Consider the following 12,294-nt stretch of genomic DNA (forward strand, 5'->3'; position numbering starts at 1 on the left):
ACTTAATCCATCGTTTCAAAGGCAAGACTTGGTTTAGCATTGAGAGACAACTCGCCCCTATGCCCCTTTTCAAACTCAACTGCGGCCGCTAAGGCAATCATTCCAGCATTATCACCGCAAAGGCGCAAAGGAGGGATATTCACCTTAACATCCTTGATTTCCTGAGCTATCCGCTCGCGCAGCCCCTGATTAGCAGCAACACCGCCTGCAACGATTAAGGTCTCAACAGGGTACTGCACCAAAGCCTTCTTAGTCTTTACCATAAGAATATCTAAAACTGCCGCCTGAAAGGACGCTGCTAAATCCTCTAACACCAGATCTTCTCCCTTTTGTCGGGCATTGTGATGGAGATTGATAAAGGCTGACTTCAGTCCAGAAAATGAAAATTCCAAATTGTCCTCCCTGATCATGGCCCGTGGAAAGTCATAGATATCCTGTCCCTTGTGGGCTAAGTCATCAATCTCTCGACCAGCTGGATACGTCAAGCCCATGACACGCCCTACCTTGTCGTAAGCTTCACCAACAGCATCATCTCTGGTTTCCCCTATGATCTTATAGTCACCAGGTTCTTTGACATAAACTAGCTCTGTATGTCCACCAGACACCAAAAGCGCCATAAGTGGGTAGGATAGGGGGCCTGACTCACGCGCCGCCATGAGATGTCCTGCCATATGATTAACTGGAATTAAAGGAAGGCTGTTTGCCCAGGCAAAAGCTTTAGCTGCAGCCATTCCTACTAAAAGGGCACCAACCAAACCTGGGCCATAGGTCACAGCCACCGCATCTAAGTCTTCAGCCTTAAGACCAGCTTCGGCTAACGCATCCTTGATACAAAGGGTAATCACTTCGACATGATGGCGACTGGCCACCTCAGGCACTACACCCCCAAAACGCTTATGGCTTTCCACCTGACTCGCAATGATATTGCTGAGGAGCTCATCATCATTTTTCAAAACGGCCACACTGGTCTCATCGCAGGAAGACTCAATAGCTAAAATATATCTATTCTTTGTCATATTTATAAACCTCCAGACTGCCTATTGTTCCTTAAAATCACTTCGACGTATTCAACAGGCCCTATTTTTAATACTTAGGTCTTAATCTTCTGCCAGACGCTGCATAATCAAAGCATCTTCCACAGGATGATGATAATAATCCTTGCGTCGAGCCACCTCTTTAAAGCCAAATTTTTGGTAGAGTTCCTGAGCCGGCCTATTAGACGCGCGTACCTCTAAAAAAATTGTCTCCGGCCTATGAATGATTTCTTCCAGCAGACGGCTGGCTAATCCTTGACCTTGATAGTTTGATTTTACAGCAATATTAGTTAATTCTAACTCGCCGACCAGATTTTGAATAGACATAAAGCCTATAATAGCCTGATCTTCGTAGACATAAAAATAGTCCGTATTATCCTGCTTCAGGTCTGTCAACACTTGCTGTAAGGTCCATGGTGATTGTTCATAAACATCACTTAGAATATCAAAAACAGCCTGAGCTAATTCTTCCTGCTTCATCTACACACGTTTAACATAATCACCAGGATCCGTATCCTGATGGGTCTTAAGCCAGGTTTCTTCTGCTTCTACTCGCTTCAAATAATCGGGGATAAAAGCATCGACATCCGCTGCCGATAAAGCTCTTCCTACCCGAGCAATGAGCCGAGCCGAAGGTAAACTAGGCACAAGCTTAGCCCAAGGTATGGTATCTTTAATTTGTGATTGAAAAGCTTCCACTTCCCCCACAAAAGTGACATTAGGATACTCTTTAACAAACGCCAAAACATCAGACAAACTGCTATGGCGTTCTTTAGTGACTGAGTGTCCCTCCAGATAAAAACCGGCATAAACGTTATTGCGTCTAGCATCTATCAATGGAACAATCAAGCCCTCCTCATCAAGATCTGTTAAGGCTAGCAAGCTAGAAACACCAACCAGATCGATATTCAATGTGTAAGCTAAGGTCTTAGCCGTTGCAACAGCCACTCTCAACCCCGTATAAGAGCCTGGCCCCTGAGCAACCGCAACCCGATCTAAATCACTAGGTTTCCAGCCAGCTTGGGCCATTAAAAAATCAATTGTCGGCATCAGGCTGATACTATGATTCTTTTTAACCGTCAAGGATAGGTCAGCCACCAACTGATCATCTTCCATCAGAGCTACTGACAAAGCCTGATTGGAGGTATCAAAAGCTAATAATTTCATCATTTCCCCTTGTCAATTTCCTTCCTATTTTAACATAAATTAGAAGGCTTAGCACCCAAGACAACCCTATCTTTCTTAATCCTTTTTACTAATCCCTCACTTTATGGTATAATTTTGGTAGTTATAACGATTCAGGTCAAATCTATTACTCTATACAATTTCATAAAAAGCAATCAAAGTGAACCAGCTTTTTTCTGTCTTCTTTGATTGCTTTCATTTAGGTTTGCCTGACCAATCAGAAAGGATAATCATGATCTATAAAGTTTTTTATCAAGAAACAACCGACCGCAGCCCAAGACGTGAAACAACTCAGGCCCTCTATCTTAGCATTGATGCCAAGGATGAATTAGAGGGACATATCAAGGCTCGAAAATTAGTAGAAGCAAATACAGACTATAACATTGAATTTATTGAACTACTATCTGATAAACACCTTGAATACGAACAAGAGACAGATGCCTTTGAATTAACGGAGTTTTAATATGTCAAACATCAATCTGAAACCCGAAGAAGTTGGGGTTTATGCTATTGGTGGACTTGGCGAAATCGGTAAGAACACCTATGGAATCGAATATCAAGATGAAATTATTATTGTTGATGCCGGCATTAAATTCCCAGAGGATGACCTTCTAGGTATCGACTACGTTATCCCCGACTATTCCTATATTGTCGAAAATGTTAATCGCATCAAAGCCTTAGTTATCACTCACGGGCATGAGGATCACATAGGTGGTATCCCCTTCCTACTTAAACAGGCTAATGTCCCTATTTACGCAGGCCCTCTGGCTTTAGCTTTGATTCGCGGTAAACTCGAAGAACACGGTCTCCTGCGTGAAGCCAAGCTCTACGAAATCAATGACAATACAGAGTTGACCTTCAAAAATCTTAAGGTCACCTTTTTCCGTACGACCCACTCGATTCCAGAACCCCTTGGAATTGTGATCCATACACCACAAGGAAAAATTGTCTGCACCGGTGACTTTAAATTCGACTTTACCCCAGTAGGAGAACCAGCGGACCTGCATCGAATGGCTGCCCTCGGTGAGGATGGTGTCCTCTGCCTTCTCTCTGATTCTACTAACGCCGAGATTCCAACCTTCACCAACTCAGAAAAAGTTGTCGGCCAATCCATTATGAAGATCATTGAAGGTATTCATGGACGTATTATTTTCGCTTCTTTTGCTTCCAATATCTTCCGGCTTCAACAGGCTGCTGAAGCTGCAGTTAAGACTGGGCGTAAAATTGCAGTTTTTGGCCGCTCCATGGAAAAAGCTATTGCCAATGGGATTGAACTTGGCTACATTAAGGTTCCAAAAGATACTTTCATTGAACCTAATGAAATTAAGGATTATCACGCTAGTGAAATTTTAATTATGTGTACAGGTAGTCAAGGAGAATCCATGGCTGCTCTAGCTCGTATCGCCAACGGAACTCACAGGCAGGTCACCCTGCAGCCTGGAGATACTGTAATCTTCTCGTCCAGTCCAATTCCGGGTAATACAACCAGCGTTAATAAATTGATCAATACCATCCAAGAAGCTGGCGTCGATGTTATCCATGGTAAAATCAATAATATTCATACTTCTGGACACGGTGGCCAGCAGGAGCAGAAACTTATGCTCCGCCTCATCAAACCTAAATTCTTCATGCCCGTTCACGGTGAATATCGTATGCAAAAAGTACACGCAGGCCTCGCTGAAGATACAGGTGTTCCACGTGACAATATCTTTATCATGGAAAACGGTGATGTTCTTGCTCTTACTGAGGATTCAGCTCGGCGTGCTGGTCACTTCAACGCCCAAGATATTTACGTTGATGGTAACGGTATTGGCGATATCGGAACAGCTGTTTTACGCGACCGTCGCGATTTATCAGAGGATGGTGTTGTTCTAGCAGTAGCTACTGTTGATTTCAAGAGCAAAATGATTTTAGCAGGTCCAGATATTCTCAGTCGTGGTTTTGTCTATATGCGTGAATCAGGAGACCTCATCCGTCAGGGACAGCGCATCCTCTTCAACGCTATTCGCATCGCCCTTAAAAATAAAGACGCTAGCATCCAAAGCGTTAATGGTGCTATCGTCAATGCTCTGCGTCCTTTCTTATATGAACAGACCGAACGTGAACCAATTATTATTCCAATGGTCCTAACACCTGATAATGATAACTAGCTCAATAAGATACTGAGCAAAAAGTGGTTGGGAGTAAGACTATACGAATGCGATGAACACTGTTCATTTTATTCCTACTCCCCTAATTTTATAGAAAAGGCTGTTGCTTATCACTACAGATACCAACTAACAATAACAGTATTAAGTGTTGATTGGCCTCTCCATTGCGGAAGAAAGCGGCCAAGATAACAGTCTTGAATTTTAATTTCTTTTTTATCACAAAAAGCCTTGCTAAGATGGTTGTTTAGCAAGGCTTTATCTTTTTTATTTTTTATCAAGATAGATTGTAAAATAAAGTGCAACAAAAAAACTCATAGAGCCTCAATCGTGTAAACTATAAGTAACCACACTAAACAGTACACGAGAGGAATCTATGAGCTACCACCATATTACCATAACTAAACGTATTAAGATAGAGGCTTACTTAGAATTAGGACTGAAGCCCAGCCATATTGCTTCAAAATTAGGCGTCAATAGGTCTACCATTTCTAGGGAATTGAAGAGGTGTCAGGGAAACTACTCAGCTTCCATAGCTCAAAAGCACTATGATTTTCGTGCTAAACGCAAAGGGAGAAAATCTATTTGTACACCAGAGCTCAAAGGTCGAAAAGTTAGGTATTGATTTTTACTTCGCAGACGCCTACTCCTCTTGGCAAAGAGGGAGTAACGAGAATTCAAATGGGCTACTTAGAGAATACTTTCCCAAGAAAACTGACTTATCCTTGATAAGCGATGAGGAATTGTATTCAGCTTTAGTTGAAATTAACCAACGCCCACGAAAATGTTTAGGTTACAGAACAGCTTTTGAGGCACTGTTGAATGAGTTTTAAAAAAGTTTCACTTATTATTGCAATTCATCTCAAGCATTAGGATAAATATAACTAACAGAACCAGGTGTCACACTGTTATTAGGATCGAACCAACCGCGATAGTTGCCGATTTCCTGCTGATCCTTATAGTTTGATTCAAGAACTTGAATTTGTCCATCAGCACTAACATCTGTAACATAAGCTACATGGCCATAGCCACCGTCAGTCCAGCAAACGATAGATCCAACTTGAGGTGCTGAACCTACAGTATAACCATCATTCGCCGCACTGCTAGCCCAGTCACCACCATTACCCCACCAGTCTCCGGCCCAACCAGTCAACTGTTTTACACCCCACGTACACTGACCAACAGGGTAGGTATTGACAGCCGTATCCACTGATGCAACAGACCCCTGATCTGCTGCAGGGGCAGCTGCATCTGTTGCAGGCGCTGCAGCTTCTGCTGGGGCTGCTACACCAGCCACTTCAACAGTCTGTCCTGGAAGAATCGTACTTGAAATAGTCATCCCGTTATTAGCTGCTAGTTGATAAGGATCCATACCGTGCTGTTCTGCAATGCTAAAGAAACTATCACCATTTTGAACAGCGTAAGTCTCAGCGTGAGCTACTTGACCAGCCAGACCAACTAATACAGCTGTTGCAGCAAAAAGGCTAGCAGTTGTTAATTTTTTATTCATGTTTATTCCCTCTCATCAGTACTATAATCTCAGCAAAAGAGCCTTAGCAGACAGGCTCAGTACTCTTTAACTGGGTTATGTGATTAGTTTAACAGGAAAAAATAACAACTCCATTAACTCCCAATTAAGAAACATCGTTATTCTAATGACATTCCTCTTGAAATTTGTTATTTTTTTAATCAAAATGACATATAAAAAGAGTTGAAACACAAATGCCCCAACCCTGAACTTTTTCCTTAAGGATCAATATAAATCTAAATAGTTGTCAACTTCCCATTGAGAGACAAAAGCTGCATAGCTAGACCACTCCAAACGCTTGGCCTCTACAAAGTTAGGATAAATATGATCTCCAAGAGCGGCCTTAACAACATCATCTTCCTGCAAGGCCTTAACCGCATTGTGCAAAGTAGAAGGCAAGTCACGGATTCCCGCTGCCTGACGTTCCTCCTCTGTCATCACGTAGATATTGGACTCGACTGGCTCTGGCGCTTCGATCTTATTTTCAATACCATCAAGACCAGATTCAAGTAAAACAGCTAAAGCAAGATAAGGATTAGCTGTTGGATCAACTGAGCGCAACTCTAAACGCGTCCCCATTCCGCGTGAAGCTGGAACACGAATTAATGGAGACCGATTTTGCCCTGCCCAAGCGATATATACCGGTGCCTCATAACCGGGAACCAAGCGTTTGTAAGAGTTAACTGTAGGATTGACAATAGCCGTGTAATTATAGGCATGCTCCATCAAACCGCCTAGGAAGTAATAGGCATTTTGGGAAAGCTGCATGCCTCTTGGATCTTCAGGATCAAAGAAGGCATTTTGACCATCCGCATTGAAGAGAGACATGTTACAATGCATCCCAGATCCATTAATACCAAATTTAGGCTTAGCCATAAAGGTCGCATAGAGACCGTGCTTACGCGCAATCGTCTTAACCACTAGCTTGAAAATTTGGATGTGGTCACAAGCCTGCAGCACATCACTGTATTTGAAATCAATCTCATGCTGGCCAACAGCTACCTCATGGTGGCTAGCCTCTACTTCAAATCCCATTTGGGTCAGAACATTAACAATTTCACGGCGCGTATTGTCTGCTAAATCAGTTGGAGCAAGATCGAAATAACCACCTTTATCATTAACTTCAAGTGTTGGATTTCCCATACTATCCATTTTGAATAGGAAAAACTCCGGCTCAGGCCCTAAATTAAAGGATTTGAACCCCAACTCTTCCATGTGACGAAGGGCACGTTTTAAATTACCGCGAGGATCACCTGCAAAAGGTTCACCTTGAGCAGTATAGATATCACAAATCAGACCTGCAACAGCCCCATTTTCCCCTCCCCAAGGAAAAACGGTCCAGGTATTAAGATCCGGGTAAAGATACATGTCTGACTCATTGATGCGGACAAACCCCTCAATAGATGAACCGTCAAACATAGCCTTATTAGACAGAACCTTATCAAGCTGCTCATCAGTAGCAGGTATCTCTACATTTTTCATTGTTCCTGCAATATCTGAGAACATTAAACGCAAGAAAGTAACATTTTTCTCTTTGACTTCGCGACGGATATCATCTGCTGTGATTGCCATGACGGCCTCCTTTTTCTAATTTCCATAGAAGACAAAAACGTAAAGCCCCTGTCTCCTAAAATATCAATCTATATGATTTCGTCATTTACATACGAAAACCACCAATGTTGGAATTGGGTGAAGTAAAACGCGCCTGATTTCGCAACTCGTCCTGAAGGATACGACGGACATCGGCATCAGTTAATGGCTTTTGCTTGTCTTTTACTGCTTGTTTACGTTTTTCGTACTCCTTCTTAATTGCAGCAATATTAAGTCCTTCATCCAAAAAATCTTTAATTTCCAGCAAGACATCCATATCATTTAAAGAATAGAGACGACGATTACTAGAACTACGGTCAGGAGTTAAAAGACCCTGATCCTCGTAATAGCGGATCTGTCTAGCAGTTAAATCAGTTAGTTTCATAACCGATCCAATTGGGAAAACGGCTAGAGAACGCCTGAACTCTTTTTCTCGCATAATAACTGTAACTCCTTTCACATCCCATTATATCTGAAAATTCAGTCTTGTCAAGCTCGAATGTTACATTTTCTAACATAGACAAAACAACCTTATTAAGAACGGTTCCTACACAAAATCAAAGAGAAAAAACCAGCAAAACTGTTTTCAATAATAAGAAGTATTTTTAAGTCAGTAGGATCAGATTATAAATAAAAACTAAGCTTAAGTAACTAGTCTAGTTTGGTTATCTGGCTCCAATAACATTAATCCTTCCTGATCAAGCGCTTACGTAGCCAATCCACATCTATATTAACTAAAGTAGCTATAAACACTCCTATAAATGTTTCAAAGATACGAGCAACAGTATAGGTAAACGTATCTCCTGCGGGAATTGAAAGAGTAATAATTAACAGAGCAGCAACGCCACCGATGACACCCGATTTATTATTCATAGCAACATTGGTCATAATCGTCAACATCGTAAAAATCGGCACGAATACAAGCGTCACCCATAGGAGATTATCAAATAAAGCAGTTAAGCCAAAGAATAACAGTGAATAAACACCACCAATTGTATTCCCTAAAATACGAGAAGCCCCAAAATGGACACTCTTGTCAAAATCCTCTCTTAAACTAAATACGGCCGTTAAAGCACCAATTTGTAGCCCTTCAAAGCCAAATAAAGAAAAGAGGGAGAGAACTAAAAATACAGCTAAACCCGTCTTAAATGTTCGCATCCCTAATTTAAACTCTTGGGGATTAAAGCGAAATCGTCCCAATATTGAATCCTACCTTCCAAAAGTTCACTTCCTTATTCATTCTATCATAGTTTTGGATGATAATCACAAAATTTTCTGATAATTCCTGCTGTCCTCCCTTCTCTATTTCCAACTTATAATACAGCCATTAAGAGAAGGGGATACTGTTTTTCAAGCGTCAGACTTAGTTTATAGTTAGGCTTTCTAACGAAGAACGGGGCCGATCGAACTATCGAATTTCTATATTTTCATAAGATCTCCCTTAGTCATCCCACAGACTTCGACGCTTTAATTTTTCTTCATAGAGGCTTCCTTTAATATACTCCGCCAACAAGTCATTAAGGATATTTAGCTCAGTTGCATAGCGCTTTTCCATTGATCGATCAAAACTTTGCTCAGCTTCTTTTATTTTAGCAATAAGATCCTCACCAGTTTGTGTCAAAGACAGCAGAGACCGGCGGCGATCGGACTCCGATATTTCTTTTATGATTAATCCTTTTTGAATCAGACTCTTCACCAATCGACTGGGGCTTCTTTCCTCACAAATTAATAATTCTCCCAAATGCTTTAGAGATAATGGACCATATTCCTTTAGCACCAATAGAACCTCACTCTGATTAGGGGTAACACCTGCAGATGACATTAAGTGAGTGTATTCCTTCATAGCTATATTATCAGCGCTTCTAAATAAATATCTAAACTGTTTTCCTAGCGAATCCATTGTTTCTCCCCACCTCATTATTCTTGTCTACTATTTTACACTAGATTAGGTAAATTGTTGACAATAAAATAATTAAAAACTAGAATAGATTTAAATAGATGACATATCATCTATTTGGCGATTTATCAAAAGGAGCTCTTACATGACCACAACCACTTCATCCCGAATTATCAAACACGCCTTTGTTACTGGGGCAACCGGACTTCTGGGTAACAATTTAGTCCGCGCCCTATTGAAGGAGAAAATCCAAGTGACCGCTCTGGTTCGCTCCATGGACAAAGCTAGACAACAGTTTGGTACCTTGCCTATCCGTTTTGTTCAAGGAGATATTCTCAATCCAGAAAATTATAAATCTCATCTATCCGATTGTGACAGCCTCTTTCACACAGCTGCTTTTTTTCGTGACAGCCATAAAGGTGGCAAGCACTGGCAAGAACTTTACGATACCAACATCACAGGAACTATAAATCTCTTGCAGGCCGCTTATGATGCTGGGATTCGCCAAGTGGTACACACCTCATCCATTGCTGTCCTTACAGGCCAGCCTAACCAGCTCATTGATGAGACCATGTCCCGCAGCCCCGATACCAAAATAGAATACTATCGCAGTAAAATTCTCAGTGAAAATGCTGCTAAAGATTTTCTGGCTAGGCATCCCGATTTATTTTTAACCTTTGTTCTGCCTGGATCCATGTATGGTTCGGGAGATATGGGACCGACTTCCACAGGCCAGATGATTTTAAATTATATGCAACAGAAACTTCCAGGGACTATCAAAGCCAGCTATAGCGTAGTTGATGCTAGAGATGTGGCAGACATCCATATCCGAGCTATGAAATATGGCCGCAAGGGCGAGCGTTATTTGGCTGCTGGACAATACATGACCATGCAGGAACTAATGAATACCTTGGAGGCCGTGACAGGAATTCCTGCCCCCAAAAGATACATTCCTCGTCCCTTGCTACGAACCCTTGCTACTTGGAATGAAATCTATCATTCAATTACCGGCAAACCTGTCTTAGTCAGTAAAGATTTAGTAGGCCTTTTTGCCAAGGAATACCAACGCACCCACTTTGATCATACTAAAACCAAAAAAGAACTGGGAGGATATTTCCGCCCAGTTGAAGAGACAATGTTAGCTACCATCAAATGGTACCGTAATCACGGTTATTTGGATTAGCACAAAAATGAGAGTGGGACAGAAGTCAATTGATATAAAAAATCGACTTCGTCGTCCCACCTCCGCACAGTTGATTAGGATAGCCGCTAACAATTGCGGAGCAAGGATTTAGGACCTCCTCCATCAGCAGTGGTTCATTGGTGCTAAAGCACCTAATGAACTGTGCAAGGGAAAGACTTCTTGACAGGGCCAACCAGTTTTTTTCCCAACCACTGGCCTAGCAAATAAAATTAACCAAATAAATAAGGCTGAGAACTTCCTCCAGCCTTATTTTTGATATCGACTCTGCTTCTTTTCTGCAAAATCAAGATTTTGCAGAGACTGACGGGCTCAATCTTATTTTTCTGTCAACGCAGCCAAGCCTGATAATACTTTATACCTTGCTAGATTTTCTAACTCACACCGCTTCGTAGAAACTCTACGCGATGTACAGAAAAAAAGAGACATCCGTCTCTTTTTTTCTAGCCTTCAAAGCCTATTTCTCAGTAAGTGCTGCAAGTCCTGGGAGAACTTTTCCTTCTAGTAATTCCATTGACGCGCCTCCACCCGTAGAAATCCATGAGAATTTATCAGCACGGCCAAGATTGATTGCTGCTGCAGCTGAGTCACCACCACCGATAATTGATTTAACACCCGGTTGTTTAACGATAGCATCCATCACACCGATTGTACCTGCTTGGAAGTCAGGGTTTTCAAAGACACCCATAGGACCATTCCAAACAACTGTCTTAGCACCAGTAAGAGCTTCGTCAAATTTAGCAATTGATTTAGGGCCAATGTCAAGACCAAGGAAGCCAGCATCTACAGCTTCACCTTCAGTGTCTTTAACCTCAGTATAGTCAGCAAATGCATTAGCTTCTTTTGAATCTACCGGCAAGACTAATTTACCATTTGCTTTTTCAAGCAGAGACTTGGCAACTTCTAACTTATCTTCTTCAACCAAAGAATCACCAATTTCGATACCTTGAGCCTTGAAGAAGGTATAAGTCATACCGCCACCGATAAGAACTTTATCTGCTTTTTCAAGTAGATTTTCAATAACACCGATCTTATCAGATACCTTTGAGCCACCCAGGATAGCGACAAACGGACGTTCTGGTGTTTCAACAGCTTCTTGGATATAAGCAATTTCATTTTCAAGAAGGAAACCAGCAACTGCCTTTTCAACATTTGCCGAAATACCAACGTTTGAAGCATGCGCACGGTGAGCTGTACCGAATGCATCGTTTACAAAGATGCCGTCGCCAAGACTAGCCCAGTATTTACCAAGTTCTGGATCATTTTTAGATTCTTTTTTACCGTCAACATCTTCAAAACGAGTGTTTTCAACCAAAAGAACTTGTCCATCTTCAAGAGCATTGATAGCTGCTTCCAATTCGTTACCGCGAGTAGCTCCTGGGAAAGCAACATCTTGACCAAGTTTAGCAGCTAAGTCTTTAGCGACTGGTGCAAGAGATTTACCTTCTTTATCAGCTTCTTCTTTCACACGTCCAAGGTGAGAAAAGAGAATTGCACGTCCACCTTGTTCGATGATGTATTTGATGGTTGGAAGCGCTGCAGAGATACGATTATCATTAGTGATGACACCATCCTTCAGAGGAACATTAAAGTCAACACGAACGAGAACTTTTTTACCTTTCAAATCAACGTCTTTAACAGTCAATTTCGCCATTACATAAGACTCCTTTTTATATTAATACCTGTATTATATCACAACATAAGGGGATAAG

13 protein-coding genes and 1 pseudogene are annotated in these 12,294 nt (G+C 41.6%); 5 read left to right on the forward strand and 9 right to left on the reverse strand.

The annotated features are described in order from the left end of the window. Window positions 1-2: 2 nt before the first annotated feature. The 3 genes from tsaD to tsaB form a co-directional block, all read right to left on the reverse strand. On the reverse strand, window positions 3-1,016 hold the full coding sequence (gene tsaD, locus AC4HAO_RS06645; RefSeq protein WP_491093718.1) for a tRNA (adenosine(37)-N6)-threonylcarbamoyltransferase complex transferase subunit TsaD: 1,014 nt from the start codon (window positions 1,014-1,016) through the stop codon (window positions 3-5). An 81-nt stretch (window positions 1,017-1,097) separates the two neighbouring features. Then, window positions 1,098-1,514: a ribosomal protein S18-alanine N-acetyltransferase gene (gene rimI, locus AC4HAO_RS06650; RefSeq protein WP_491093719.1), complete on the reverse strand. Its 417-nt coding sequence runs from the start codon at window positions 1,512-1,514 to the stop codon at window positions 1,098-1,100. Beyond that, complete coding sequence (tsaB, locus tag AC4HAO_RS06655) at window positions 1,515-2,201, reverse strand: tRNA (adenosine(37)-N6)-threonylcarbamoyltransferase complex dimerization subunit type 1 TsaB (RefSeq protein ID WP_491093740.1); 687 nt, start codon at window positions 2,199-2,201, stop codon at window positions 1,515-1,517. It abuts the gene before it with no gap. Between the two features lie 250 nt (window positions 2,202-2,451). Between tsaB and AC4HAO_RS06660 the strand changes: the two genes are divergently transcribed. The 4 genes and pseudogenes from AC4HAO_RS06660 to AC4HAO_RS06675 form a co-directional block, all read left to right on the forward strand. Then, complete coding sequence (locus AC4HAO_RS06660; RefSeq protein WP_447451805.1) at window positions 2,452-2,682, forward strand: DNA-dependent RNA polymerase subunit epsilon; 231 nt, start codon at window positions 2,452-2,454, stop codon at window positions 2,680-2,682. 1 nt (window position 2,683) lies between these two features. Continuing rightward, entirely contained in the window at window positions 2,684-4,369 is a 1,686-nt protein-coding gene (gene rnjA / locus AC4HAO_RS06665) for a ribonuclease J1 (protein ID WP_447451804.1), read from the forward strand. 373 nt (window positions 4,370-4,742) lie between these two features. Next, window positions 4,743-4,991: a helix-turn-helix domain-containing protein gene (locus AC4HAO_RS06670; RefSeq protein WP_491134948.1), complete on the forward strand. Its 249-nt coding sequence runs from the start codon at window positions 4,743-4,745 to the stop codon at window positions 4,989-4,991. Continuing rightward, window positions 4,984-5,199 (forward strand): annotated as a pseudogene (locus AC4HAO_RS06675) (IS30 family transposase); the annotation flags it as partial. The gene AC4HAO_RS06670 and the pseudogene AC4HAO_RS06675, both read left to right, overlap by 8 nt. Window positions 5,200-5,228: 29 nt before the next feature. Here AC4HAO_RS06675 and AC4HAO_RS06680 read toward each other — a convergent pair. From AC4HAO_RS06680 to AC4HAO_RS06700, 5 genes are all read right to left on the reverse strand, one after another. Next, window positions 5,229-5,876 carry a COG3942 and LysM peptidoglycan-binding domain-containing protein gene (locus AC4HAO_RS06680; protein WP_491093720.1) on the reverse strand — a complete coding sequence of 216 codons (648 nt, stop codon included), beginning with the start codon at window positions 5,874-5,876 and terminating at the stop codon, window positions 5,229-5,231. A gap of 243 nt (window positions 5,877-6,119) precedes the next feature. Beyond that, entirely contained in the window at window positions 6,120-7,466 is a 1,347-nt protein-coding gene (gene glnA / locus AC4HAO_RS06685; protein ID WP_447451802.1) for a type I glutamate--ammonia ligase, read from the reverse strand. Window positions 7,467-7,551: 85 nt separating this feature from the next. Next, window positions 7,552-7,923, reverse strand: a complete 372-nt coding sequence (locus AC4HAO_RS06690; RefSeq protein ID WP_447451801.1) for a MerR family transcriptional regulator — start codon at window positions 7,921-7,923, stop codon at window positions 7,552-7,554. Between the two features lie 245 nt (window positions 7,924-8,168). After that, window positions 8,169-8,642, reverse strand: a complete 474-nt coding sequence (locus AC4HAO_RS06695) for an FUSC family protein (protein ID WP_491093741.1) — start codon at window positions 8,640-8,642, stop codon at window positions 8,169-8,171. A gap of 283 nt (window positions 8,643-8,925) precedes the next feature. Further along, the gene (locus AC4HAO_RS06700) at window positions 8,926-9,384 is read right to left on the reverse strand and encodes a MarR family winged helix-turn-helix transcriptional regulator (RefSeq protein ID WP_491093721.1); all 459 of its coding nucleotides are present in this window, start codon (window positions 9,382-9,384) and stop codon (window positions 8,926-8,928) included. A 142-nt stretch (window positions 9,385-9,526) separates the two neighbouring features. Between AC4HAO_RS06700 and AC4HAO_RS06705 the strand changes: the two genes are divergently transcribed. After that, window positions 9,527-10,564: an SDR family oxidoreductase gene (locus tag AC4HAO_RS06705; RefSeq protein WP_491134949.1), complete on the forward strand. Its 1,038-nt coding sequence runs from the start codon at window positions 9,527-9,529 to the stop codon at window positions 10,562-10,564. Between the two features lie 475 nt (window positions 10,565-11,039). Here the strand turns inward: AC4HAO_RS06705 and AC4HAO_RS06710 are convergent, their stop codons facing one another. After that, the gene (locus tag AC4HAO_RS06710; RefSeq protein ID WP_491134950.1) at window positions 11,040-12,236 is read right to left on the reverse strand and encodes a phosphoglycerate kinase; all 1,197 of its coding nucleotides are present in this window, start codon (window positions 12,234-12,236) and stop codon (window positions 11,040-11,042) included. Between the last annotated feature and the right edge of the window lie 58 nt (window positions 12,237-12,294).

The organism is Streptococcus sp. ELY_137 (assembly GCF_058314515.1).

Excerpts from the sequence above, each read along its gene's own strand:
- tsaD (WP_491093718.1), bottom strand. The coding sequence starts at position 1,016 with ATGACAAAGAATAGATATATTTTAGCTATTGAGTCTTCCTGCGATGAG.
- rimI (WP_491093719.1), bottom strand. The coding sequence starts at position 1,514 with ATGAAGCAGGAAGAATTAGCTCAGGCTGTTTTTGATATTCTAAGTGAT.
- tsaB (WP_491093740.1), bottom strand. The coding sequence starts at position 2,201 with ATGAAATTATTAGCTTTTGATACCTCCAATCAGGCTTTGTCAGTAGCT.
- AC4HAO_RS06660 (WP_447451805.1), top strand. The coding sequence starts at position 2,452 with ATGATCTATAAAGTTTTTTATCAAGAAACAACCGACCGCAGCCCAAGA.
- rnjA (WP_447451804.1), top strand. The coding sequence starts at position 2,684 with ATGTCAAACATCAATCTGAAACCCGAAGAAGTTGGGGTTTATGCTATT.
- AC4HAO_RS06670 (WP_491134948.1), top strand. The coding sequence starts at position 4,743 with ATGAGCTACCACCATATTACCATAACTAAACGTATTAAGATAGAGGCT.
- AC4HAO_RS06680 (WP_491093720.1), bottom strand. The coding sequence starts at position 5,876 with ATGAATAAAAAATTAACAACTGCTAGCCTTTTTGCTGCAACAGCTGTA.
- glnA (WP_447451802.1), bottom strand. The coding sequence starts at position 7,466 with ATGGCAATCACAGCAGATGATATCCGTCGCGAAGTCAAAGAGAAAAAT.
- AC4HAO_RS06690 (WP_447451801.1), bottom strand. The coding sequence starts at position 7,923 with ATGCGAGAAAAAGAGTTCAGGCGTTCTCTAGCCGTTTTCCCAATTGGA.
- AC4HAO_RS06695 (WP_491093741.1), bottom strand. The coding sequence starts at position 8,642 with ATGCGAACATTTAAGACGGGTTTAGCTGTATTTTTAGTTCTCTCCCTC.
- AC4HAO_RS06700 (WP_491093721.1), bottom strand. The coding sequence starts at position 9,384 with ATGGATTCGCTAGGAAAACAGTTTAGATATTTATTTAGAAGCGCTGAT.
- AC4HAO_RS06705 (WP_491134949.1), top strand. The coding sequence starts at position 9,527 with ATGACCACAACCACTTCATCCCGAATTATCAAACACGCCTTTGTTACT.
- AC4HAO_RS06710 (WP_491134950.1), bottom strand. The coding sequence starts at position 12,236 with ATGGCGAAATTGACTGTTAAAGACGTTGATTTGAAAGGTAAAAAAGTT.